At 64.8% G+C, this 24,310-nt stretch carries 15 protein-coding genes; 8 read left to right on the top strand and 7 right to left on the bottom strand.

All coding sequences use genetic code 11. The features are described from left to right. The first annotated feature begins 821 nt into the window (after positions 1-821). Both ABD833_RS08930 and ABD833_RS08925 read left to right on the top strand, forming a co-directional pair. A complete protein-coding gene (locus ABD833_RS08930) occupies positions 822-1,286 on the top strand; it encodes a hypothetical protein (protein WP_345072437.1) in 465 nt (154 codons plus the stop codon). A gap of 378 nt (positions 1,287-1,664) precedes the next feature. Beyond that, positions 1,665-2,432 carry an IS701 family transposase gene (locus ABD833_RS08925; protein ID WP_425553606.1) on the top strand — a complete coding sequence of 256 codons (768 nt, stop codon included), beginning with the start codon at positions 1,665-1,667 and terminating at the stop codon, positions 2,430-2,432. 95 nt (positions 2,433-2,527) lie between these two features. Here the strand turns inward: ABD833_RS08925 and ABD833_RS08920 are convergent, their stop codons facing one another. Both ABD833_RS08920 and ABD833_RS08915 read right to left on the bottom strand, forming a co-directional pair. Next, positions 2,528-2,953 (bottom strand): response regulator, encoded by a 426-nt coding sequence (locus tag ABD833_RS08920; RefSeq protein ID WP_345072435.1) that lies wholly within the window; start codon positions 2,951-2,953, stop codon positions 2,528-2,530. Positions 2,954-2,979: 26 nt separating this feature from the next. Further along, positions 2,980-6,264, bottom strand: coding sequence for a PAS domain-containing protein (locus ABD833_RS08915; protein WP_345072434.1), 3,285 nt, complete (start codon positions 6,262-6,264; stop codon positions 2,980-2,982). A gap of 1,347 nt (positions 6,265-7,611) precedes the next feature. On the opposite strand from ABD833_RS08915, the gene ABD833_RS08910 reads away from it, so the two are divergent. From ABD833_RS08910 to ABD833_RS08900, 3 genes are all read left to right on the top strand, one after another. Further along, positions 7,612-8,628 carry an NAD(P)/FAD-dependent oxidoreductase gene (locus tag ABD833_RS08910; protein WP_345072432.1) on the top strand — a complete coding sequence of 339 codons (1,017 nt, stop codon included), beginning with the start codon at positions 7,612-7,614 and terminating at the stop codon, positions 8,626-8,628. 90 nt (positions 8,629-8,718) lie between these two features. Then, positions 8,719-9,045: a 2Fe-2S iron-sulfur cluster-binding protein gene (locus ABD833_RS08905; RefSeq protein WP_345072430.1), complete on the top strand. Its 327-nt coding sequence runs from the start codon at positions 8,719-8,721 to the stop codon at positions 9,043-9,045. A gap of 40 nt (positions 9,046-9,085) precedes the next feature. Next, positions 9,086-9,955: a hypothetical protein gene (locus ABD833_RS08900; protein ID WP_345072429.1), complete on the top strand. Its 870-nt coding sequence runs from the start codon at positions 9,086-9,088 to the stop codon at positions 9,953-9,955. Between the two features lie 288 nt (positions 9,956-10,243). Here ABD833_RS08900 and ABD833_RS08895 read toward each other — a convergent pair whose 3' ends face one another. The 3 genes from ABD833_RS08895 to ABD833_RS08885 form a co-directional block, all read right to left on the bottom strand. After that, complete coding sequence (locus ABD833_RS08895) at positions 10,244-10,675, bottom strand: hypothetical protein (protein WP_345072428.1); 432 nt, start codon at positions 10,673-10,675, stop codon at positions 10,244-10,246. A gap of 167 nt (positions 10,676-10,842) precedes the next feature. Beyond that, a complete protein-coding gene (locus ABD833_RS08890) occupies positions 10,843-17,148 on the bottom strand; it encodes an alpha-2-macroglobulin family protein (RefSeq protein ID WP_345072427.1) in 6,306 nt (2,101 codons plus the stop codon). A 245-nt stretch (positions 17,149-17,393) separates the two neighbouring features. After that, positions 17,394-17,978: a DinB family protein gene (locus tag ABD833_RS08885; RefSeq protein ID WP_345072426.1), complete on the bottom strand. Its 585-nt coding sequence runs from the start codon at positions 17,976-17,978 to the stop codon at positions 17,394-17,396. 636 nt (positions 17,979-18,614) lie between these two features. Between ABD833_RS08885 and ABD833_RS08880 the strand changes: the two genes are divergently transcribed. Then, positions 18,615-19,634, top strand: coding sequence for a ComEA family DNA-binding protein (locus ABD833_RS08880; RefSeq protein ID WP_345072425.1), 1,020 nt, complete (start codon positions 18,615-18,617; stop codon positions 19,632-19,634). Between the two features lie 12 nt (positions 19,635-19,646). Here the strand turns inward: ABD833_RS08880 and ABD833_RS08875 are convergent, their stop codons facing one another. After that, a complete protein-coding gene (locus ABD833_RS08875; protein WP_345072424.1) occupies positions 19,647-20,462 on the bottom strand; it encodes a phosphatase PAP2 family protein in 816 nt (271 codons plus the stop codon). Between the two features lie 188 nt (positions 20,463-20,650). Here ABD833_RS08875 and ABD833_RS08870 point away from each other — a divergent pair, with 188 nt between their 5' ends. Next, positions 20,651-21,514: a hypothetical protein gene (locus ABD833_RS08870; RefSeq protein WP_345072423.1), complete on the top strand. Its 864-nt coding sequence runs from the start codon at positions 20,651-20,653 to the stop codon at positions 21,512-21,514. 117 nt (positions 21,515-21,631) lie between these two features. Further along, positions 21,632-22,513: an SDR family oxidoreductase gene (locus ABD833_RS08865; protein WP_345072421.1), complete on the top strand. Its 882-nt coding sequence runs from the start codon at positions 21,632-21,634 to the stop codon at positions 22,511-22,513. A 107-nt stretch (positions 22,514-22,620) separates the two neighbouring features. On the opposite strand, the gene ABD833_RS08860 is transcribed toward ABD833_RS08865, so the two are convergent. Next, positions 22,621-24,222 (bottom strand): hypothetical protein, encoded by a 1,602-nt coding sequence (locus ABD833_RS08860; protein WP_345072420.1) that lies wholly within the window; start codon positions 24,220-24,222, stop codon positions 22,621-22,623. Positions 24,223-24,310 lie beyond the last annotated feature (88 nt).

Below are 24,310 nucleotides of genomic sequence, written 5' to 3'. Positions count from 1 at the left end.
CGGTGCTGCCCGCAACAGCGCTGTACACGGGGGGCATCCCCACCAACCTGTACCTGGGCTACGGACCCCAAAGCGCCACGCTGCGGGCCTCGGGCGGCGTGAGCTACCGGTGGAGCCCCGCCGCCGGCCTGAGCAACCCGGCCCTCGCCAATCCGGTGTTCTCGGCCACCGCGGCGGGCACGTTCACCTACCAGGTGACCGCCACCAACAGCTTCGGCTGCTCCAACACGGCCGCCGTCACCCTGGTGGTGCGGGATGTGCGCTGCGGCAGCAAGAAGGATAGGGTGACCGTGTGCCACAACGGTTCGGTAATCTGCATCGATGCCAGCGCGGNNGGCCCAGGCGGGGCAGGCCTACGAAACCAGCCTGGCCGGCCAGGAGCTGGCCGAAGGGCTCTACACCTGCCGCCTGCGGCTGGGCGACCGGCAGTACACCCGGCGGGTGATGCTCACCAAATAGCCGATCCGGGGCGGATTAAGTAGGCCGAAGGAATTAGTTTGACTTATCAGCACGTCATGCTTCATCTGGCGTCCGCCTGTCGAAGCATCTCTACCGCTTCGCTGAACGGACCTGATGAAGCGGTAGAGATGCTTCGACTTCGCGGACGCCAGATGGGCATGACGTTTTTTTATTGAAAAGTAATTTTCACGACCTACTTACCCAGCTACCCAAGAAAGAACCACCCGGATTCAGCCGCGGCTAATGCCCCCGCGACTGCGGCGGCGGGGACCCGGAGTGCGCCCTGGCCACCGCCCGGCGCCTTCCCCTAACCCAGAGTAATTCACATTTTACCCTCACGTAATGCCCAAAGCACCAAGCTCATGAAAACAAAATTCTTATCACTCGTCCTTTTCCTGGCCTGCGCCGGCTGCAGCGGCACGGAAGATCCCGCGCCGGCTGCCGGGGTCGTGGCCATCCGCCTCACCAACACTGCCACCTGGGTGGGGATGCCGGCCTCGGCGTGTGTGCGCGACACGCCGTTGCGGGCTCCGGGAGACGGCACCGTGATGTGGAGTGCAAAGATGACTTCTACGACCGCTACCATGGGCCCGGTAGCCCGGGGCAAGCGGCTCTACCTCAGCATCCAGTACGACGATGTCAGCAGACCTGGCTATTTGTATTTGCTGCCCGCCCGAGGGGAGTACATCCAAGCGGACCTGTTGGTCGACGGCAAAGTGGTCAACAGCGTATTCCTGAACGCCGACAGCTTCAACAACTCGGCCAACTACTTTCTGGCCGACGCGACCCGGATGAACCTGGTCCAGGAGGTGGAAGTGGCATTTTGAGACAGACCAGGGAAAATGCCTCAAAAGTTGTCGTGCCTGGCTGGCAAAAGTCAACCTAAGCAGTGAGTCGTTAGACCTGTTCCCAACTACCAAAACATCCAAAAAACAGCTCGTCATGCTTCATCTGGCGTCCGCGAAGTCGAAGCATCTCGCGTGCGGCACTACTCCATCCGATTAGGAATTACGGCTGCAGGCGCGATGCTTCGACTCCGCTACGCTTCGCTCAGCCTGACGCCTCCTTTTTAGGCAGGACTTAGCTCTGCTTTGGCAAGTTAGGCAAGTGGCCGCGCAGGCGTAATTTTGGGGGATGGATTTACCCGTAACTGAAAAAAAGCAGAGACGTACGTAGCGAGCTACGGTCCGTTTTTCCGGCCGCGCCTGCATGGCCAACTTGTTCCTTGTCGGCAATATTTTAAAGGCTTGTTTCACGCTTGCCGAAGCAATGTGGAGCGCATAAACGAACGCCTGCCCGATTCGCAGTATGATGCCCTGCATCACTTTATCAGCGTCTCTACCTGGGATGGCGCGGCCGTGATAGACGAGGTAGCGCGGCGGGTTCCCGCCAGCCTGGCCCCGCTCGGCGGGGAGCAGGACTTGCTGCTGGATGAGTGCGGCTGGGAGAAGGCGGGGCATAAGAGCGTGGGCGTGGCTCGCCAGTACATTGGGCAGGTGGGCAAGGTCCGTAATGGGCCGGTAGGGGTGTTCGCCGTGCTCTGCCGGGGCAGCCACGCCGGGCTGGTGGGCGGGCGGCTCTACCTGCCCACGGCCTGGAGCGCCGCCGCCGCCCGCTGCACCCAGGCCCGCATCCAGGCCGCCGCCCAGGCCTACCGCAGCAAGCCGGAACTGGCCGCCGCGCTGGTCAAGGACTTGCTCGGGGGCGGGCGGATAGCGACCGACTGGGTAGGGGGTGACGCGGCCTACGGCAACTCGCCCACCCTGCGCCAGGCCCTGAAAAGCAGCGGGCAAGCGGAGGTACTCGACGTGGCGTTTATCCTGTCTGATGGGGAAGTGTCGTGGTCGGGGCTGCTGCTGAGTAGGTTTGCGCGGCTGACGAAGGCGGCCGATACGCGGGTACGCTTGCCCCGCAGGGGTCCCCGGCAACGGACCGGGGCTGAAGGACCGGCCCCGTTTAGAGAGGTAGAGTGAAAAGGAAACGAGCGGGCCCAGTGGTCCGCTCGTTTTGATTCGTGCCATTAATTTTTGGTTTCCAGTTAAACCTGAACTGGGGTTGGCCAGCTGTTTCAAGCACTGGGCAGCGGGTGGCCGAAATGCTCGTGCAGCAGCTGGGCGACTTTGGCTTTGGAGAGCGGCTTGGCGATGGTACCGGCGGCGGGCAGGGTTCGGAGCCGCTCGGCGTCCCGGGGGTTCAGAGAGGTGGTGAGCATGAGCACCACGCTGGCGTCGCGCCGGGCCGGGGGCAGCTGGGCGTAGGCTTCGAGAAACTCAAACCCGTTCAGCACGGGCATGTTGATGTCGAGCAGGATGAGGACCGGGCAGGTGGGCGCGGTGGGTTCAGGGCAGTGTTCGGGCAGCAGGTCGAGGGCCTGGCGGCCGTTGGTGGCCACCAGGATATGGGCGGCGATGCCCAGCCGCTCCAGAAGCAGGCGGTTGAGGTAGTTAGTGGTCTCGTCGTCATCGACAAGCAGCACGCAGGGAAGCTGGGGCATCGGGGGGAATGAAAGTACACAGGGACTTACGCGGCCGGCGCGTCCGCGACTGGAAAGTACACGAAGAGGGTAGTGCCGGTGCCTTCCTGGCTGTGGACTTCGATGCGCCCCCCGGTGTTTTCGACCATGCGGCGAACCATGAACAGGCCAACGCCGGAACCCTCCACGTGGTCGTGGAAGCGCTGGAACATGCCGAACAGGCGCGGCTGCTGGGCCAGCGGAATGCCCAGACCGTTGTCGTGTACTTCGAGCACCTGGTAGCCGGGCACGGCGTGGCAGCTGATGGCCACGTGCAGGGTGCGGTGCGGCGAGCGGTACTTGAGGGCGTTGCTGAGCAGGTTGAACAGGACCGAGCGCAGGTTTTTTTCGGCGAAGAGCAAGGGCGGACACTGGGCCACGTCGCGGGTGAGCCGGGCCCCCGACGCGGCCAGCTGCGGGGCCAGGTCGAGGCACACGTCGTCGAGTACGGCCGGTACGCTGACGGCTACGGCGGCCGGGCCGTACTCCTTTTGCAACCGGGTAATGTCGGTTAGGTGGTCGAGGGTGCGCTGGAAGCGTTCCACCGAGTTGGCCATGCGGGCGAGGATGGGACCGACCGGCAGGGCGGCGGCCAGGTCGGCGGGCAGCTCCTCGTGCAGGGCATCGAGCAGGCCCTCAATGTTAGCGATGGGCTGTTTGAGGTCGTGCGAGGCGGAGTAGATGAAGTTGTCGAGGTCGGTGTTGGTGCGGATAAGCTGGCGGTTGGCGGCCGTAAGCTGCGCGTTGGCCTGGGCGAGCTGCTGGCGGGCCAGCACCTGGGCGGTTACGTCGATGGCCACGGCCGCCACGCTGTCGATGCGGCCCTGGGCGTCGCGCAGGGGCTGATACACGAAGTTAAGGTACACCGTCGCCAACTGCCCGGCACGGGGCAGCTGGGCCGGTACCTCCTGGGCCGCGAAGGCCTCGCCGCTCGCCACTACCTGGTCGAGCAGCTCCTTGAAGCCCTGGCCGCGCACTTCGGGCAGGGCCTCGTACAGGGCCTTGCCCCGCACCTGCTCTAGGGTGCGGCCCCAGAGCTGGGCCACGAGCGGGTTGGCCACCTCGATGACGTACTGCGGCCCCCGCACCACGGCGATGGCCACCGGGGCCTGCTCGAACAGCTCGGCCAGCTGCACCTGCTGGGCCTCGCGCTGCCGGCGGGCCCGCACCCGCTCGGTAACGTCGGTGGCAAAGATGGAGACGCCCACGATATGCCCGGCTTCGCGCATGGCCTGGTAGGTGTAATCGAAGTACGTATCCCGGGGCGGCTGGCCGTTGGGTTGGGCCACGACCGCCAACTCCTCCTGCCCGACATACGTTTCCCCGGTCTGATATACCTGGTCGAGCAGGGCCACGAAGCCCTGCTCCCCGGCTTCGGGCACGGCTTCGGCCACGGTGCGGCCCACGAGCTGGCGGCCGGGAAAGAGCTGCTGGTAAGCCGCGTTGACGTATTCGTAGTGGTTGCCGGGCCCGCGCAGCAAGGCAATGCCGGCCGGGGTCTGCTCGAATACCTGGTAAAACCCCTCGCGCTGGGCCGCGGCCTGCTCGGCGGCGGCCAGGGCCTGGGCCTGGGCCGCCTCGGCCTGCCGGCGGGCCTGCACCCGGTCGGTCACGTCGAGGGTGAAGCCAAGGACGGCGTGGGGCGGCTGCTGGCCGTGGCGCAACGGCAGGTAGGCCAGGTCCAGGTACATGTTCCACGGCTGCCCCGTGCGCGGGTCACGGGTCTGGGCGGGCACCTCCTGGGCCTGGTAGGACTCGCCGGTGCGCAGCACTTGGCGCAGCAGCGTCAGGAAGCCCTGCGCTTCGGCTTCGGGGAAGATTTCCCCCGCCGGGCGGCCCAGCACGGCCCGGCCCTGCACCCGACGCTGAAAGGTATCGTTGAAGAAGCCGTAGCGCAGGTCTTCCCCCTCAAAAGTGACCACGCTGGCCGGAATGGAGGAGAGGATGCTGGTCAGCAGCTGGTCTTTTTCTTCGAGCTGCTGCTGGGCCCGCTTCAGGTCGTCGACGTCGAGGTTGGAGCCGTACCACTGGCGGGGCCGGCCGGCGGCTTCGGCCTCCGCCACCGGCTCGGGCACGCCCTGGCTGGCAAACCAGCGGTACTGCCCATCGGCCCCGCGCAGGCGAAACTCGTAGCCCCAGGGGCGGCCGCCGGCCAGGGCCGCGCCGAACTCCTGGGCAATGGCAGGCAGATCGTCGGGGTGGATGAGCTGGGGCCACGCCTCGGCAACGTCCGCGCCGGTGCCCATGCCGGTGTAGGCGTACCACTGGGGACTGATGTAGAGTATTTGCCCGGCCTGGTCCACGGTGAAGCTAGTGCCGGGCAGGCTTTCCGTCACGCGCCGCAGCCGCTGGGTCGTGGCTTCGGCTTCGGCCTGGGCATGGCGCAGGGCCTGGGTGCGCTCGGCCACGCGGGCTTCCAGCTCCTGGTTGAGCCGGGCCAGCTCGTGGGCCTGGTCTTCGAGCCGCTGGCGGGCGCGCACGGTCTCGGTGACTTCGTTGCCCACAATGAGAGCCCCATCAATATGACCGCCGGCATCGCGGGTAGCCTGGTAAACAAAACTGAAGTACCGGGGCGCAAACAGGCCCGACCCGACCGGAGGCAGGTCCACCGGGGCCTCGGTGGCCGCGTAGGTTTCGCCGGTGCGGTACACGGCATCGAGCAGCTCAAAAAAGCCCTGCCCGGCCAACTCGGGCGCGGCCTGACGGAAGGGCTGGCCGGTCATCTGCCGACCCCCAAATAGCTGCTCGAACCCCTCATTGGCCAGCTCCACCACGTGGTCGGGGCCGCTGAGGCGGGCCATGAGCACGTGGTGGAGCTGGGCGAAGACGTTGAGCAGGCGCTGGGCCTCGGCCTGAGCACGGGCGGCCTGCTCGCGGGCCTGGCGCTGGCGCTGGGCCAGCTCGGCGGCGGTGCGGTCGTGGTCGGCGGTATCGGTGAAGCTCACCACCAGCAGGTGCCCGGCGCGGCGGGCAGCCAGCTGGGAGTAGTTGTCGAGGCCGTCGTGCTGGTAATTGAGGTCGAGACGGCCGGGGGCATCGGCCAGAAACGTGTCGCGGTAAAAGGCGAAAACGCCGGTTTCCAGCGTGGCCGGGTACAGGGTCAGGAAGCTTTCAGCGGGGCACTCAGGCCGGGCCAGCATCCGCTGGGCGGCGGGGTTGAGGCGCACGTAGGCCAGGTCGACGATAGTGGCCGCGTCGGCCGCGTACACGGGCCGGAAGAGGATGATGCCCGTGAGCGATACCTCGGCCAGGGCCTGAAACAAGTCGTCGGGGGTGGCGTCGGCGAAAGGCATGAATACACGAGAGAGAAGAGCGGAAACGCACCCACCGGCCCCCTGATGCGGGGCCGTTTTCCAAAGCTAGCTTATTCGCGGGGAAGTTCAGTGGCAAGCAGCCCGGCCCGGCGGCGTTGGCAGAAGCGGGCCTTTTACTGCGGTTGGCTTCGGCCGATTACCGGGCCGCCCGTTGCGGCAGGCGGCAGTAGGTTTCCGACGATTGGGCGTTGGGGCCTTTTACCCCAACGCCGGAAGGTTAAAAGCGGTGAAAACAACCCCCTGCCCTTGATGAAGCGGCCGATGCGCGGGTGTGCTTGCCCCGCAGGGGTCCCCGGCGACTGGCCGGGGTTGAAGGACCGGCCCCGTTTAGAGAGGTAGGGGAAAATGACCTGAGCGGGGCATCTGGTCCGCTCGTTTCGTTTGGATGAGGCAGTAGGCGGCGGGTGGTGGCTGGATGGTCATTAGGGCAGTCTATCCAAAATCGGCGGTGGTCTGAGTTGTGGTGAAGCCTTATGGTAGCCGATGATTTTAACCGCCCACCCCTGCGCCAGGTGCCGCAACACGGCCCTGCACAAGAATGACCCAAGCTACGGCAAGGCCAGCTACCGGTGTCCGGCCTGCGGCCTCCAAGCCGTTTTACCCCCGCCGCTCCCGCACGGACCGCGCAGTTGGCCCAGGTCGGGCAGTTGCCCGAAGAGCGCAACTCCCGGCGCGGTATCGCGCGCGTGACGGGCGTAGCCCGCATGAGCACCACCAAACGGCTGAGAAGCGGTTTGAGTTAGCGCTGGAACGGGGTAGAAATCGCCTACTTGCGTCTCGGCGGCCGCGCCGGCACCACGCTTTTCGTTCAACGACCAGACGCAAGGAGGCGTCTCTACCCCGTTTTAACGGCTCTTACGCTAACTCAAACCACTTCTTAGCCTGTGCCTGACCATGCAGCACCGGCGCATTCGAGGCTGCATTGACGGGCATAATCGCCGATGCACCCCAAAGTAGACCACCGCCGATAAAAAACAGGTTAGCAAGCCTTCGGGGCCGCGGACCGTAGTTGTTACATGACCACGAAAAAATCGCTCAGCACCACGCTGAAAGCCTTTTTGTGGGTCTTTTGCCCCCGGCTCAGGTTGCTGACGTTAGGCTGCGCTAACAACGGTGGGCGGGTCTGACTAAGGCGTAAACCACCGGTGAACGTAGCACCCTTGTTTGTACCTTTGCGGCGGAGCCGGGTTGTCCGGGTGCCAAAAATCAGTCTGTGGTGGCGGCCGGAGTTGTTGCCTGACCGCTGAATCAGCCGGGTCAGCCAACGTTTTAGGGGAGTTTCCTGTTACTCCCCAGCTAAGGGCTGCTCATTTTTTTGTTTTCTGCATGACCAATTCGATTTCCACTGATATCTGCATTATCGGCGCCGGGCCGGTAGGGTTATTCGCCGTATTTGAGGCGGGTTTATTGAAGTTGCGCTGCCACGTGGTCGACGCGCTGCCGCAGGTGGGCGGGCAGCTGTCCGAGATTTATCCGAAGAAGCCGATTTACGACATTCCCGGCTTCCCCGACATTCTGGCCGGCGACCTGGTGCGCAACCTGATGCGCCAGATTGAGCCCTTCCACCCTACCTTCACGCTGGGTGAGCGGGTCGAGCATTTCCGCAAGCTGGACGACGGCACGTTTGCCCTGACGACCACCGACGGCACCGAGATTCTGTGCAAGGCCATTGCCATTGCCGGCGGTCTGGGCTCGTTTGAGCCGCGCAAGCCCGCCATCGAGAGCCTCGACACCTTCGAAGCCGGTAAGGGCGTGTACTACATGGTGCGCGACCCTGAAACCTTCCGCGACCAGCGTCTCGTCATTGCCGGTGGCGGCGACTCGGCCCTGGACTGGACCATTTTCCTGGCCGACGTGGCTAAGGAAGTAACCCTGGTTCACCGCGGCACTACCTTCCGCGGGGCCGCCGACTCGGCCGAGAAGGTGAAAGCCCTGCACGATGCCGGCCGCGTGCGGCTGGTGCTGAGCAGCAACGTCACCCACGTGCATGGTGATGCTGCGCTGGAAGCGGTAACCATCACGGCCAACGGCGGCGAAACCGAAAGCCTGCCCGTCGACTCGTTTATTCCCCTGTTCGGCCTCACGCCCAAACTCGGCCCAATTGGGGAGTGGGGCCTGGATCTGGAAAACGACGCGGTGAAAGTGAACACGCTGGACTACTCCACCTCGGAGCCCGGCATCTTCGCCATCGGCGACATCAACACGTATCCGGGTAAGCTGAAGCTGATTCTGTGCGGTTTCCACGAAGCGGCCCTCATGGCCCAGGGCGCCTACAAGCACATCTACCCCGACAAAAAGTACGTGCTGAAATACACCACCGTAAACGGAGTCCCCACGCTGTAATCAGTTGCCAGTTGCCCGTTGCGTGTTACCAGTTCGTTCCTGGCAACACGCAACGGGCAAATGGCAACTCATAACGGGCAACTGAAAAACATGACTGAAGACGTACGCGTGTATGTGGAGGAAGCACCCGGCCATCGGCATGAGGTAGTAGGCCCCACCGATATGGGCCTGAGTTTAATGGAGCTGCTCAAGGCCGATGGCTACGACATTCAGGCTACCTGCGGCGGCATGGCCCTCTGCGGCACCTGCCATGTGGAGGTTCTGGCCGGCCCCGGCTTGCCCGAACCTTCCGACGATGAGCTGGCGATGCTGGAAAGCCTGCCCGTGATGAGCGCCGGCAGTCGCCTCTCCTGCCAGATCCGCCTCACCGGGCGCCTCGACGGCCTGGTGGTACGGCTGATGCCGCAGAATACTTAGGTCGGGCACAATTTGCCTTACCGCGCCGCGTTGAGGCGGCATGCCTATTTCTACTTCCTGTATTTATTCCCTTAACCGTGGCCTGTGGGGCGCAGGTTTTATCCTGGCCGGCTGCCTCGCGCCGGCCTATGCCCAGCGGGGTCCGGAGCTGAGCCTGAGCGGCGGGGCGGTGCTGAGCCGCGCCGCGCTGACGCGGCACAACCTGCCCGACAATTTCCGGACGGTGCCCGGGTTCAGCTCCGGGGCCGCGTTGCGTCTCACGCTGCCCGTCCGTCCGTGGCTGGGCCTGGGCCTCGAGCAACGCATAACCGGGCTGGCCCAACAGTTCACTTATCGCTTCGAAAACGGGCGCCTGGGCTCCGGCATCGGCAGCAAAACCCTGTACCAATACGGCGTGCGGGCCGTGCTCTACGACCTGTGGCTGCCCGGGCCGCGCTGGGCCCTGGATGTAGCCCTGACCGGCACCTACGCCCTGCCGCTCCATGGCTCGTACCACTACACCGGCCCACTCTGGCACACCGCCGCCGATACCCGCCCCACCCCTACCCGCCCCCTGATTGCCGTGACCGAAACCCAGAGCGGCGGCACGCCCATGGCCGGCCTCGAAGCCCTGCTGCGCTACGAGTTGAGCCCGCGCCAGGTACTGCTGCTCACGGCGACCTACCAGCGCGGGCTGCGGCGGTTCAGTGAAATCCGCTCGACCCAGGCCGACTTCCTCGACGCTGCCGGCACCGTGCGGCAGGGCAGCTTCGTAGCCAGCACCCGCGGCTCCTACGCCACCGTGCAGCTCGGCTACGGGCTGCGCCTGGGAGCCACCGAAACCAGCCGCCTGCCCACGCCCCGCACCCCGCGCTACGGAGCCGCCCCCGACGAAGAGCAGCCCCTCAGCGAACCGGAAACAAACAAGTAGCCCAGGCCGCAAAAGAGCCGCTACGCGGCGACAGGTTCACCGATAATTATCTCGAAAGCAATACCAAACCGCGTAGCGGGGACAGAACTACCCAAACAGCTCGGTCACCGCTACGCGGCTTGGGTATTCAGCGGGCGTTTGTGCGACAACCCTGTAAGCGCTTTGCGGCTGTTCTGCGGCCCAGGACGAGCCGGGTAGCGATACTTCCGGCAGGCCCGCATCGGACGGGGCACCGCATAAAAAAAGGCCCGCCCTGATGGCTGGCCTCTTTCGCATGAGTGGCGGCATTTACCGGCGGTGACTCTTGCTCACCACCTTCTTTTTGGTGGTACCCGACTTACTGGTGGTTTTGCGCTTGTGCGCCGAAGAGCTGGGGCGGCGGTGGCTGGAGCTGCGGCGGTGATACGTGCGGCGCGGGGCGGCTTTGGGAGCAGCCGGGGCGGCAACTTCCTCCGGCCTGGCTTCTTCCGGACCAATAGCCGAGGCGGAGGCTTCAATGGCCGTCTGCTGGCTGGCCTCTTCCTGAGCGGCGGCTTTGAGAGCCGCGGCCTGCTTGCGGCGCACCGGCATCAGAAAGTCCCGCTCGGCCCGTTCCCGCGCCGTGAGCTTTTCTTCGCCGGGCAGGGCCTGGGTAACGGGCAGGGCTACCTGGCCTTTATGGTCGGTCGAAGCCGTATTCCTGTCTCCCTGCGCAAAAGCCGAAGCGCTGCTCAGCAGCAAACCGACGGCTAAATAAAGATTTCGTGTCAACATCGTTTCAATCACTTGGAAGGCGCAAAAGTACGGCCAACCGGTCCGATTCGCAAGACCAGGATTTTGTTCATCTACTCCAAAGGCTGTTACAAGCACCTACGCAGGGAATTGGGTCCGAAAAATCCAGGTTTTTCCTATTTCTCCCCTAGCACCCTGATTTGCACCCGAATACCGGCCGAATGGGCCGTAAACTCGGGGGCGTAGAGGCACTGCAGCTGGCTCAGGCCACCCGAAAAATCTCCGCTCTGGGCGGCCCGCAGGCGGTACTCGAAGGTGTGGGTGCCCTTGGGAAAGAAGCCGATGAAGAAGTTGGTGGCCGCATCCCGGGGGCTTTCGTAGTAGCCCAGCCCCGACTGGTAGCGGTAGCCCGACGTCTGGCCAATCAGCTCCAGGCCGGCGGCGCGCTGGTCTTTGAGGTGCACGTATTCCAGGTCGCGGTCGGCGCGCAGCACCAGGCGCACCACCAGCACGTCGCCTACGCGCAGGGGCGTGGCGGCGGTGAGGCGCTCCAGCACGGGGCCGCCCGTGGTGCGCTGCTCGCGGTAGAGCTGGCGCTCCAGCTGCAGGGGCGTGGCAGCGGGCGTAATCTTGTCGATCTGCTCGAAGTACTGCCAGTACAGCGCCCCCCAGGCCACGCCGGCATCCGTTTTCTGCACCTTCACCTGGCCTTGTTCCGGCCGGACTTCCGCCGCCGTCCAGGTGGTTTTGAAGTAGCCCGTCCCGGCCTGCTGGGTAGCGGGCTTCACGGCCTGCCCTCCTACCGAAACCTGGATGGGCTGCCCGGGCCGGAGCCAGTCGGAGCCGCGCAGCAGCAGGGCGTAGCAGGCGTCGGCGGTGGCGCGGGTGCTTTCCCAGTTCTGGGTTTGCTTCTGCCGGAGCAGCCAGAGCTTCATTTCGTCCACCGATTTCTGGTCCCCCAGCACTTCGTCGTAGGCTTCGATGAGGGTGGCCTGGGTTTCGGTGGGGGCCTCGCGCCAGTAGTAGCCGCCGCGCACTTCTTTCCAGTACATGCCCAGCTCGGGGCTGTGCAGCGCATTTTCGGTGAGGGCCGTCATCACCTCTTTCACCGCGGCGGGCTGGGCTTTCTGCCGGTGCAGCGCCAGGGCCAGCTGGGCCTGGAGGTAGCGCGTCTGGGTGGGCCAGAACGTGGCGGCCTGCTGCTGGTAGTACGCCCGGGCGGGCTGCGCCGCTTGGGCCCCTGCCGGCTGAGGCCAGAAGCTGCGGGCGTAGAGGGCCTGAATCTGCAGATCCGCCAGGTGATTCTGTTTCAGGTCTGCTTTGGGCTGGCGGCGCAGCTCAGTATAGTCGCTCTGCAGCTGCTCGTCGAGGTAGCGCAGGGCGTTTTCGAGCAGTGGGCGGCCCTGGGCATCCTGGGTGGCATCGAATGCGCCCAGCTTGCGCAGCTTACCGAAACCGGCCACGATGAGCTGGGTGATGTAGCGGTCGGCGGGCATTTTCTCGAACCAGGGGAAGGCCCCGTTGGGCTGCTGCATCGTGGCCAGCTTGGCCAGGGCGCGGGTGGTTTCGGCCTTCAGGCGCGGCTCGTCGAAGAGCTCCCCCAGCCGCCGCATCCGCTCGGTTTCGGACTTGGCATCCCGGACCCAGGGCGTTTCCTGGAGCAGCAGGTTTTTCAGCTCCTGATTCTGCTCCAGCTTGCTGGTCAGGGCCGTTTTATCCCCGCTCCGGGCGGCACGCTGCCACTCCGCCAGCATGGGCTTGAGGCGCGGATTGCTTTGCAGAATTTTCGCGGCCAGCAGGTTGGCGTAGAGGCGGCTGAAGATCTGCTCGGAGCACTCATACGGATATTCCATCAGGTACGGCAGGGCCTGCACGGCGTACCAGGCGGGGTTTTCGGTCATTTCCAGCGTCAGCGAGTAGTTGCGCCGCGTGGGAGAAGTAGTGCGGGTCAGCTTGGGCAGCTCGAACTCCCGCGTGGCCGGCCCCACGATGGGCAGCGGCAGGCTTTCGGTTACCAGAATCCGATTTGGCAGCACCGGCAGCGTGTTCTCCTCCCCATCGGATACCGTGACTGGGGTTTGGTTTTTGGCTTTTGGCTTTTGGCTTTTGGCTTTCTTCCCCGCCTTCCTACCGTCAATTGTTAATTGTTCATTGTTCATTATTAATTGCCCTTCAGCCACCACGCGGTAGGTTATGGCTTCGAGCGGCACCTGGCCCTCGGCCGTTTCGGGAATGCTCAGCTCCCAGCCCAGGGCGCTGCTTTGGTTGGCGGTGAGGTCGAATTTCACCTGCGCGGGGCCTTTCAGCACGCGGCTTTCGATGGGCTGCTGGGTGCGGGCATCGAAGAGGAAGAGCTGGGCGGTACCGCTCATAGGCTGAGCGGTGAGGTTGCTGAGCCTGGCGGTGAAGCGCAGCTGGTCGCCTTCGCGGAAGAAGCGCGGGGCGTTGGGCGTCACCTGCAGCTGCTTCTGCGTGACCAGCTCGCGGCGCAGCAGGCCGGAGTGCAGCTGCTGGTCGTGGGCCAGAGCCAGCAGCTGCCAGCGCGTCACGGCCTCGGGCATCTGGAATTCGAGCACGGCTTCGCCCTGGGCATTGGTGCGCAGCGCGGGCAGCCAGAAAGCCGTTTCGCGGAAATCGGTGCGGGCCGGCACAGCGGAAAGGTCGGGTTGGGCCGCCTGCGCTGGCTTGGAATTTTCAGCTCCTAAGCCAGTTACTACGACTTCGCTCAGCTGCTTGCTCTCGGCATCATTCATCATCATACTAGATTCTACCGCGATGCCTGCTGCCCGACCCCGCAGCGCATTGCCAGTATTCCCCCTCACCGTCTGGGTAGCGACCATCCTGTTCGGCAGGCTATTCTGATCCGGAATTTCTTCCGTCTCCGAATCACTACTGGCCGCATAGAAGCCCCACCAGTTAAGATGGGGATATGCAATGTCCCGCACAGGCCCCGCTACTGCGCTACCGTCCAATAACGCCCTCGAATCTACCGTCCCAAACTGCCCATTCCAGGCCAGCACCGCCGGATAATATAGCTTCGGAAATTCCAGCTCCATAAAGGAATGCGGCCGGAACACGTCCAGCGACTTATCATACAGCGTGGCCAGCAGCTCCGCATTGGCGGGCTGGCCGCCGGTCTGGTGGATGGTGACGCGCCAGGTTTCCTTTTGGCCCGGCTGCAGCTTATCGCGGAACGTAGCAATGCTGAGCACCAGCGGCGCGGGCGGTGTGGCCACCTGCACGGCGGCCGTGTGGAGGTAGAGGCGGTTGTCGCGCACCTGGGTGAAGTGAACGTAGAGCGGCACGCCATCGAGGGCCGCCGGGGCCATAATTTCCACCAGGCGCTGCTCCCCGGCGGCCAGGGTAAGCCATTCGTGACGCAGGATTTCGCCTTGCGCTTCGGCTTCCAGCAGGATGCGGGCCCCGGCTTCGGCGCTGCCCACCAGAAAACGGGCCGGCTGACCGGGCGCAACACTATCCTGCAGGCTCACGAACCAGTCGGGAGTGGGCACGGGCAGGGTGGCGGCCGTGGCGGAATAAAGCGTGAAGACCTGCCCGGTTTTGACGGGCGCGGCCCCCGCGGCGGCCGGCACGGTGGCTTCCAGCACGTAGCGGCCGGGCGTCTGCCGGGCCAGCGGAGTGGTCAGCGCCGGCAGCAGCGGCGACTTTTCCGTGTCGAACTCCTGGGTCAGCACCAGGGTGCGGGCCCAGGTGCTGTCGTTGTCTTCCTTGCCATAGGCATCGAGCGGGAACCGGCGCTGGAATTCCGCGCGGCTCAGGGCCTCGCGCTCCGGCCGCTCCCAGGCGCGGGGACGCAGCGCCCGGGCGGGGGGCGTCAGGCGGTAGAGGCGCAGCTGCCCCCGGGCCGGCCGGGCTTCACCGGCCGCATTGGTGCTGAACAGATTCAGCAGGGGCAGCTTTTCGCGGTTCAGCAGCGCCGGCACGTCGAGGCGCAGGGTCAGGGCCGTGGTGCCGAGGCTGACGCTTTGGGTGCCGGTACGGGTTTCGCCGGCCGCGTCGGTTACGTCGGCAGTTACTTCAAACCCGTAGCCCGGCTGCCAGGGGCCGCGCTTGTTGCGCCCCGGTTCCAGCTCTGCTTTGGCCACGAACGTCACCGTAAAGCCGCCCGCCGAATCGGTCTGGGTGGTGCCGCTGAGAATTTCTACCTCCGGCTGCCCCTGCGAGCCATACAGTCTGCTGTAGCTCATCCCAAACAGGGGCCAGAAAGTGCGCCGCACCACCCGGTACTGCACCTGCCCCCCGTCGATGGGCTGGCCGGCGTAGGCCGTAGCCTTGCCCCGCACCGTTACCGACTGCCCCAGCACGGGCGTACCCGCCACCGGCTCAAACGTGACCTGGAACGTGGGCCGCTTGTAGTCTTCCACCGCGAAGCCAAGGCTGCCATCGTCGGTTTGCAGGCTCATTTCGCCATTGAGCAGGCCCACGGGCAGCACGATGGAGCCGTGGAAAGAGCCGAAGTCGGAGGTAGTGAAGGGCAGCGTTTGCACCGTCTGGCCGTTCACATCCACGAGCCGCATAGATACGGCCTGTTTGGTCAGCAGCCGCGACTGGCCCGCGCGGTTTTCGGTCAGAATTCCTTTGAAGTACAGCGTCTGGCCGGGCCGGTAAATGGCGCGGTCGGTGTACAGAAAAGTACGGCGCTGGGGTGGCTGATCGGGCTGGGCCAGCCGGCGCGGGCCATAATAGCCGCCTTCCTGCACCAGCAGGGAGTCGGGGCCTTTGGTGAGCAGCACCGCTCGCAGCTGGGTATTCTGTCCGGTCATCAGTCCCAGCGGAATCTGCGCCAGCCCTTCAACCGTCGTGGTCAGCACCGCGCCGCGCCGCTGCTGGTAGGTGCGGGTGGGCTGGTCGTAGTACTGCCAGAAGGGCAGCACGGCCACCCCGGCCAGGGCTTGGCCCTGCCGGCGGTGCAGCACCAGCAGCTCCGGGCCTTCCGAATCTGCCCCGCCCCGCCGCACCTGGCTCAGCTCACTCACATCCAGCAGCGCGTAGGCCGTAGTCACGCCGGCGCGTTCTTTGGTCGGATTGTCGGCCGTGGTGCTCAGCACGATCAGGTAGCGCCCCAGCGGCAGCGCCGGGCCGGCGTGCTGCACCAGGTGGCTTTGGTAGTCGGCCGGGCCGGGTAGGTCCAGCGCCCAGGTAGCCGCGGGGGAATTGGTCAGGGCGCGGGCGTAGGTTTTGCGGAAGCTGTTTTCATCGTAGCGGCCTTCGCGCTCCAGGCGCCGCACGGCCTGGGCCGTGCTCACCCGGTAGGCAGTGGCGTAGAGCTTGTTCACGTTGCGCCCGTTCAGCTTCAGCAGCCACGGCTGATTCGGCAGCACCACGGCTTCAGTAGTAAAGCTCAGCTCCACCGCCTCCAGGCGCTGACGCAAAGCCCGGGCCTGCTGCGCCCCGCGGGATTTGGGGAAGCGCTTTTCGGCGGCCATAGCCAGCTCCTGCGCCCTGGCCGGCTGGCTTTCGGCCAGACTCTCCGCCTGCTCCGCCATAAACTCCGTGCTGATGGGCAGGGCGCTGTAGGTTTCGGCGGCCCGGGCCAGCGCCGCCTGGTAGAGCGAATCTTCATTAGCCATTGCGGCATGCTCCCGCACGAAGCGCAGCCGCATCAGGTCCACGTCGGCCAGGGCGGCGGGGTTCCGGGTATCCGCCAGCCGAAAAACCGTGAGCTGCCGGAGCACCTGCAGGGCGTGAAACTGGCCGTTGAGCGAATCGGCCGGGGGGGCGGTCAGCCGGAGGCGGGCAAACTCCGCGGCCGGGCTGAACAAGGCCGGGCGCGTCAGCTCAAACTGCTCGGCGGGTTTGGTGACGTAGTATTCGTCGTTCTGCAAGCCCTCCACGGCGCGGTGGGCCAGCAGGTCGTAGAGCGTGGGGCGCAGGGCGCGGCCTTCCGCGTCGCCGCTGCGCACGGCGTCGCCCAGCTGTTTCAACGGCAGCTCTTGCTGGCGTCGGGGCTCTTCCTGCACCGAGGCGTGGTAGTGCTGCACCACGGCGCTGCCCAGGCGGGCGGCATCCCAGGTGCGCAGGTCGGCGGCGCTGGGGTCGGCCGAATCCGGCGCGGCGCGGGTACGGTCGTAGAGCTGGTAGCGGTGCTGCTGGTAGTAGTTGGCGTAGAGCTGGGCCAGCAGGCTGTGCAGGATAGGGCGGGCCGGAAACTGCGCGGTTTTCAGATCGGCTTCAACCAGGGCAATGGCTTTGACGTCGGCTTCTTCCTCCCGGGCTTCGAGCAGCCGCAGCTTGTAGAGCAGCGCCCGCAGATACTCCGGGGTGTCCTGGCGCTGGCGGGCGGCGCGGTAGAGCTCATCGACGAGTTTGGCGGCGGAGGTGGTCTGGTTTTTTTTCAGCAGCGCATCGACCTGCTGCCACTTTTTAGGATCGGGGCCACCGTTGCCGGGGGGCGTCGATTGGGAAGATCCGGAGGAAATCAGCATCAGCAGCGCGAATAAGCTTAGCAGGAATGGACGCATAAGAGACAGGCAGGAAGGGTGAGCAAGTTGGCAAAATTCAGATGCCGCGTTGAACGGCATTCCACACCGGAGCCGCATTAAAAACGAAATACCCAACGACCAGGCGGCAGTATCCCCGCGGAGCGGCCGCGGGCGGGCTGTTCCGGCCGGCGCTTTAGCGGCCCGCCCTAAAAAGCAGTTGTCCTCCTCCCCTGGCGCTTACCAAAGGAGGAGGACAACTGCTTTTGTCCGCGCTTACGCGGCGTTTAGTCGATAACCATGCCCACGCCGTCGAGCACGCGCTCGGCCTGGGCTACGTGGCGCTTGAGGTGCACGACCAGCAGCTCCAGCTGGTCGGTGAGCCGCAGGTAAAGCAGCGGAATCACGGGGTTGGAAATGCGGATGGCGTTGGCGTTGACTTTGCGGGCCTGCTCCACCAGGCTGGTCAGCTCGTCGAGCTGGCGGCCGAATACCTCGACCACCGTGCGCGGCAGGCGGCTGCCGCTGGGCGCATACTGCTGCGGCGACTTCATGGGGTTTTCGCTGGCCGGAATCTGCATAGCCGTAATCAGCTTGCGACCGATAAAGCCCGTTTTTACCGTTTCGGCGGGCTTGCTCCCGCTTTCTTGGGCCTGCTTCAGCTTGCGCGCCATCACGGGCAGCACCAGCCCGCCGGTGATGTTGAGGTGCTCCAGGCACTGGCCGATGCTCCATTTTCCGGGCGCGGGGCGGCGGTTGAGCTGATCATCGGACAAGGAGCGGAAGCGCTGTACGTTCACTTCGCGCAAGGCGCGCAGGTCGGCGGCAAGCTGGTCCAGAAATTCAGGGGTACGGGGGGCAGTTTGGCTCATAACGACGGCGGGGAGGGAAAACAGGCGGGCAACCAGCCGTAATGATACGCGCTCTGGCTGGTTTCATGGCAATTACGCGCCGGCGCCAGAATCGGTTTTTAGCGGAATCACGGTGTCTTGCCGGCAGGCACCGAGTCCCGTTTCTGCTGTTGCTGCCGTTACCGGCCATATTTTACCCGCTCGCGCCCACCCTGGCCCGGGCCGGGCCCAATCCCGGCGAAAATATTGCGGCGCTGGTTACCTTCGGTACCCGGGGCGACAAAAACCGGGGCGACGACCATACTTTGTCCTTGCCCACATTTTTTCCAGCGGCGGCCCTGCAGCTTTCCCGCCGTGTCCCGCCAAAGATGTGGGTCAGGACAAGGTAATTACTCCGGTATTCTTTGGTGGCTCTGCAGCTTCTATATATATAGCAGCGCTAATTATCTACTGTTCCGCGGGGCATTACGGCAACCCTGTTTGAGGAGTTAGGAGTCAGAAGGCAGAAGCTGGAAGGCAGCATACGAGCAGGCTGCCGATTCAAGGCGCGTCTGCCTGGGCATCCGTTTCGTTTCTTTCTCCTTTAACTCCTGACTCCTAACTTCTCCCCGCCGGCAATCTGCCTCACAGTGCGTAACATCAGTAATTAAGACTATCGTGAAGCCTGTCCTGGTTAAAAAGCCGCAGCCCGCCTGGCGCCGCTACCTGCGCCGCAGCTTTGGCTTTTCGCGCCGCGAAACCTCGGGCTTTGTCGTCCTGCTGCTGCTGCTGCTCCTCTGGCTGGTGGCCCCGCTGCTGCTGCGCCCGGCCCTGCCCGCTTACGACCCCGCACCCGACCGCCAGCAGCTCGACCAGGTAGCGGCGACCCTGGCCGCCCAGCGCCAGCCGCGGAAGTTCATTTCCCGCTACCCCCGCCGCGTCTACCCGCGGCGGCCCGCCGTGCCGCAGGTGGCCCTGGCCCCCTTCAACCCCAATACCTTATCGGCTACCGACTGGGAAGCCCGGGGCCTGCCGGGCTACGTGGCTAAGCGCATCGTCCACTTCCGCGACGTTATCGGCGGGTTCAAGGCCAAAGCCCAGATCAAGCGCACCTACGGATTTCCCGATTCGGTTTACGCCCGGCTGGCCCCCTACATGCAGCTGCCCGACCAGCTGCCACCCCGCCCGCCCCGCCCCGCGCGCGACTACGCGACCTACCCTGACCGCCGGTTCCCCGACCGGGCGGCTGGTCCGACCACCCCGGGCCGGTTTCCCCGCAAGCCCACTAACCTCGCGGCCTTCAACCTCAATACCGCCGACACCACCCAGCTGATGCAGATCCGCGGCATCGGGCGCGGGCTGTCGAAGCGGGTAGTCGACTACCGGCTGCGCCTGGGCGGCTTCATCCGGGCCGATCAGCTCGGTGAAATCTACAGCCTGCGCGATGCCCCGGATCTGGTCGACAGCCTGCGCAAGTATACGTTCGTGGCCCCGGGCTTCGCGCCGGCGCTGCTGGAGGTGAATACCGCTTCGTTTGAAATTCTCCAGGCCCACCCGTACGTGGGCAAGCGGCTGGCCCGGGTGGTAGTGGCCTTTCGGGAGCAGCATGGCCCTTTCAGGCAAGCCGATGACCTGCGCCAGATCCGGATTCTGGACGCCGAAACCCTGGACAAGCTGCGGCCTTATCTGCGGTTTTAGCCGACTATACAGCTAGGGATTCACCGCCAGCATAAACCCCACCGCCCCGCCGGGCGCGTACGTAGGCACCAGCAGCAGCTTCTGCGCCAGCCTGGACGGCAGCAGCCGGGTCAGGTAGGGATAGGCCCGCCACACCGCTTCGGCCGACAGGAACCCTACGCCCGCGCCGGCTACCACGTCCGTAATCCAGTGCTTGTTGTGCAGAATGCGCATGGCACCCGTAGCCGTGGCCACCGCGTAGCCGCCGACGCTGATCCAGGGGCTGGTTTTGCCGAACTGCTCGTGCAGCAGCGTGGCCGTCATGAAGGCCTGGCTGGTGTGGGCCGAGGGGAAAGAGCTGAAGTCGGTGGGATTATCGGGGCGCGGGGCGCGGCAGAGGCGCTTGAGGTTGCTCGTCACGCCGGCGTTCAGGTGGTGCGCAGCCAGGTGAATCAGGGTGAAGGGCACCACGCCGCGGGCCGACTGCACGCCGGCCAGGTGCAGGGCGTAGGCCGCCGCCACGGGTACGTGGCGGGTGTAGTCGTCGAGCCTGGTTTCGAACGCGGGGAAATTCTCGCCCACTTCCTCGCGGATTTCCAGGCGGGCTTCCCGGATCAGCTTCTGCTCCCGGCCAAAATAGCTGCCGCCAATCAGCACCAGGGGAATGCCAACCCGCAGGGCGGGGCTGATCTGCCGAAGCAACGGCTGCTTCGCCGCGGCGGCTACGTTCAGCATACCGGGGGCGAAATGGGTCGAATCGGGCGACGGGGCCGGGGCCGGGGTCTGGGCCGGGGCCTGACAACAGCTCAGACCGGTAAACAGCACTGTCAGGAGGCCCCGAATTCCCATAAATTCAGCTGAATAGTAGTGAGTTGAGTTCAGCAAGCTACCCTTTCAGCCGGGCTTATGAAAGCAAATCCGGTACCGGACCCCGGGTTTATTTTAGCCCCGCCGCCGCCGCCTGCGTATGCACGGCCGGGAGGAGCTTTCTTTCCGGAGTATTCTTTGGCGGGTAAAGCGTTTCTAACTTTCTTCTCATGCTGTTTCTGCTGCGCGACAAGCTTTTTCCGGTGCTGGTCTTCTTACAATCGGTGCTCTGCGGCTGCTACGGCGACCAGGGCCGCGGCGGCTTCGATAAGGTCAGCCAGGCCTATGATATCAAGCTGGCCGGGCGCCTCGACAAGGAAAAAGTGGTGGAAAGCTCGGGGCTCGAGCTGGCCGACACCGAAGACGACCTCTGGACCCACGGCGACGGCGGCAATACGGCCAAGCTCTACCGCGTGACCCGGCAGGGCGACCTGCTGCAGACCCTCGACCTCGACCCGCTGGCCAACGTGGACTGGGAAGACCTCACCCGCGACCCGGCCGGCCACCTCTACATCGGCGACTTCGGCAACAACCAGAACAAGCGCCGCAACCTGGCCATCTACCGGCTCGACGGCCCCGACTTCCGGCAGGTCGATACCATCCGGTTTCAGTACCCCGACCAGCACGCCTTTCCGCCCAAAAAGCCCAGGCGCAACTTCGACTGCGAAGCCTTCTTTTTTCTGGACGACAGCCTGCACCTGTTCACCAAAAACCGGGGGGAGGACAATTGGGTGAAGGAATACGTGCTGCCCGCCCGCCCCGGCGCCCACACCGCCCGCCTGGCCGACAGCATCCGGATCAACACCTGGATAACGGCCGCCGACATTAGTCCCGACGGACGGCGGGTAGCCCTGCTGGGCTACGGCCACGTGTACCTGATTGAGCGTAAGCCCGGGCAAAGACTTTTCGACGGCGTTAAAACCTGTCTCCCCATTCCTTCGAGTGGCCAGGCCGAAGCGCTGGTGTTTGTCAACAACCACGACTTCATCTTCAGCAATGAAAAGGGCAAGCTCTACCGGGCCACCAAAAAATGAGGCGGAGCTATGCGGGGTACCCGTGGTGCCCCCGCCGGGAGGACCGGGCGCAACTTTCGGCTGCTACGCCTCGTCCCCACCACTAATAATCAGTATCTACCACTCAACCTGCCTGTTATGTCGCACACTATTCTCGTCACCGGAGCCACCGGCACCGTGGGTTCGGAGCTGGTAAAAGCCCTGACCAACCGGGGGCTCACAGTTCGGGCCGGCGTCCACTCCCTGATCAAAGGCGAACGGCTCCGGCAGCTGGACCCCGGGGTACAGCTGGTCGAAATCGAGTATTCCCGGCCCGAGAGCCTGCGCGTGGCCCTGACCGGGGTCGACCGGATGTTCATGATTACCCCTTTCAGCGAAGACCAGGTCGAAATCGGGAAGCGCCTGGTGGATGCGGCCAGGCAGGCGGGCGTGCAGCAGGTAGTGAAGCTCTCCGCAGCAGGTGCCGAGGCCGAGCCCGGAATTCAGCTGGGCCGCTGGCACCGGGAAGTCGAGCAGTATCTGGAGCAGAGCGGCCTGGCCTACACCCTGCTGCGGCCGGGAGGATTCATGCAGAATTTCCTCAACTACAACGGCGACTCCATCCGGCGGGAAGGACAGTTCTATATGCCGGTAGGCGCGGGGCAGGTCAGCTATATCGACGTCCGGGACATTGCCGCCGCTGCCGCCGCCATCCTGAGCGCCCCCGACTCCGCCCACTACGGCCAGGCCTACACCCTGACCGGCCCGGCGGCCGTGAGCGGGCACGACGTGGCCGCGGCCCTGAGTCAGGCTACCGGCCGGGCCATCAGCTATGTGGATGTACCCGAAGAAGCTGCCGCCCAGGCAATGGCGCAGGCACCGGCCTGGCTGCGCGAGTCTATGCTCGAGCTGCAACGGCTGTACAAAGCCGGTTACGCGGCCGGCGTCACGCCCACCGTCGAGCAGCTCACCAGCTGCCCGGCCCGCACTATCGAGCAGTTTGCCAAGGACTACCGCCAGCAGTTTCAGGCTCCGGCCTGAGCGTTCCTATCGGCTCTTCCACTGACGGGCCTTCAGGACCAGCAAGGCATGGAAAAGGCTTTCCATAGTTCTGGAAAGCCTTTTCTATGCCTTAGACAATCTGAAGTTTAGCCTCGGTCCTCGTCATCACGGCCCCGGTTGCGGCGGGGAGATGAACCGTAGTCAGTAGCGTCGTCGGGGCGGTACTGGTTGCGCCGGTCTGAGCCGTAGTTCTGGCTGCGGTCCGCGCTGTCGTAGTCGCCCCGCGAAGCCGAGCCGCTCTGGCTGTTGCGGTTCGAAGCATCGTACTCGTCGTTGTAGGAGCCGCCGCGGGAGCCAAAGCCCTCCTGCGAATTGCCGCCGTAGTTGCCGGCCCCGTTACCCGAGCCGCTCGTACCCCGACCTTCCTGCCGGCCTCCGTAGTTGCGGTCTTCCTGGCGGCTGGAAGAGCCGGCCCGGTAGCGGCGGTCATCCTCCGGATTGGCCCCGCGCTGCGGATAGTCGTTCAGCCCCCCGCGTTGGCCGTATTCACCGCCCCGGCCGGAACCCTGGTTGTCGTAGCCGCCGCGGGAAGAGCGCTGATCTTCATCCTGGTTGCGGCCATTGGAGCCGAAACTGTTCCGGTCGGAGTCGTAGCCCCGGGGGCTGCCGTAGTTCGAGCCGCCCGAGGAGTTGCCGTAGTCGTTGCTGTAGCCGCCGCCCCGACCCTGAGGCGAGCCGTTATCGTTCTGGTAGCTGCTCCCATTGCCGGAGCGGTCCTGATTTGGGTTGGGGTAGTTGCCCTGTCCGCCATAGTTTCCCTGACGGCCATAGCCCTGCTCGTCGCGGGAGTTGCCGTAGCCGCCCTGACTGCCGGTATTGTATTGCTGCTGATTACCATAGTCAGGGTTGCGGCGGTTCTGGTAGCCCTCACCCTGGCCATAGCCACCCGGCGAGTTACCGTAGGCCGGGCGCTGATTCGGCTGGTTGTAGCCGCCGTAATTTCCCTGACTGTTCTGATCATACCGGTTTCCCTGGTTGCCCCGGTCGTGGTCCGGCTGGCTTTGGCCACCCCGGTACTGCTCGGGCCGGCCGTCGTAGTTGCGGTAGGAGTTGTGCTGCCCATTGCTGCCGCCCCCGTACTGCTCCCCGCCATACTGCTGATCATGGCCGTAGTGGCCGTCGCCGCGGCCGGGGGTTTCGCGGTACTGGTTGCCGTAGCCGCCCTGGGTATTGCCGTAGCCCTGGCTGCCGAATTCACCCCGGGCCGCGCCGCTCTGCTGGTTCTGCTCGCGGTCGTGGTCGTTGTAGCTGCCCTGGGTGCTGTTGCCGAAATTCCCCCCGTAGGTGGCAGCGTCGTCGGGGCTGGCAGTCGGGCTCGTACTTTTGTTGGTGCCGCCGCCGGACTGGCTGCTCTGATTTCGGGAGCCCGGCTGGGGTGGGCTGCCCTTCTTGGCGGCCGCGTTGGCCGCTGGGGCACTGCGGCCCGACGATTTGCTGCCGGCAGCAGGCGTCAGCGCTTTAGGGTCAGCTTCTCGATTCTGAGTTGGGGGCGGCCCGCCTCCTACTGCCCCGCGGCCCATGCTGGTTTCCGAGGAAGCCAATGCTTCGCTGGAAGTACCGGCCGGCAATCCACTGGCTGAGGCGGGAGAGTTCGTATTCATCGGCATCGCCGTTCCGACGTTGGTAGTCGGATCAGACGGCGTAGTGGGTTGACTCTGGTCGGTCGATTTGTTTTCTTCGTTTTTCATGGATCAGGGGGGAATGAGGGTGAAAAACAAGTAGATAAGCGTCCGAATTATACGGCCGGCCGGCTACATGGTTTTTCAGTGGCGCTCC

It is taken from the genome of Hymenobacter fastidiosus (genome assembly GCF_039539565.1).
GTDB classification, from domain to species: domain Bacteria; phylum Bacteroidota; class Bacteroidia; order Cytophagales; family Hymenobacteraceae; genus Hymenobacter; species Hymenobacter fastidiosus.
The sequence above is the reverse complement of the archived record's forward strand: the minus strand, read 5'-3'. Positions and strand labels throughout refer to the sequence as shown.

What these genes read in the sequence shown, in the direction of transcription:
- ABD833_RS08930 (WP_345072437.1), top strand. Translation starts at nt 822, where the DNA reads ATGAAAACAAAATTCTTATCACTCGTCCTTTTCCTGGCCTGCGCCGGC.
- ABD833_RS08920 (WP_345072435.1), bottom strand. Translation starts at nt 2,953, where the DNA reads ATGCCCCAGCTTCCCTGCGTGCTGCTTGTCGATGACGACGAGACCACT.
- ABD833_RS08915 (WP_345072434.1), bottom strand. Translation starts at nt 6,264, where the DNA reads ATGCCTTTCGCCGACGCCACCCCCGACGACTTGTTTCAGGCCCTGGCC.
- ABD833_RS08910 (WP_345072432.1), top strand. Translation starts at nt 7,612, where the DNA reads ATGACCAATTCGATTTCCACTGATATCTGCATTATCGGCGCCGGGCCG.
- ABD833_RS08905 (WP_345072430.1), top strand. Translation starts at nt 8,719, where the DNA reads ATGACTGAAGACGTACGCGTGTATGTGGAGGAAGCACCCGGCCATCGG.
- ABD833_RS08900 (WP_345072429.1), top strand. Translation starts at nt 9,086, where the DNA reads ATGCCTATTTCTACTTCCTGTATTTATTCCCTTAACCGTGGCCTGTGG.
- ABD833_RS08890 (WP_345072427.1), bottom strand. Translation starts at nt 17,148, where the DNA reads ATGCGTCCATTCCTGCTAAGCTTATTCGCGCTGCTGATGCTGATTTCC.
- ABD833_RS08885 (WP_345072426.1), bottom strand. Translation starts at nt 17,978, where the DNA reads ATGAGCCAAACTGCCCCCCGTACCCCTGAATTTCTGGACCAGCTTGCC.
- ABD833_RS08875 (WP_345072424.1), bottom strand. Translation starts at nt 20,462, where the DNA reads ATGGGAATTCGGGGCCTCCTGACAGTGCTGTTTACCGGTCTGAGCTGT.
- ABD833_RS08870 (WP_345072423.1), top strand. Translation starts at nt 20,651, where the DNA reads ATGCTGTTTCTGCTGCGCGACAAGCTTTTTCCGGTGCTGGTCTTCTTA.
- ABD833_RS08865 (WP_345072421.1), top strand. Translation starts at nt 21,632, where the DNA reads ATGTCGCACACTATTCTCGTCACCGGAGCCACCGGCACCGTGGGTTCG.
- ABD833_RS08860 (WP_345072420.1), bottom strand. Translation starts at nt 24,222, where the DNA reads ATGAAAAACGAAGAAAACAAATCGACCGACCAGAGTCAACCCACTACG.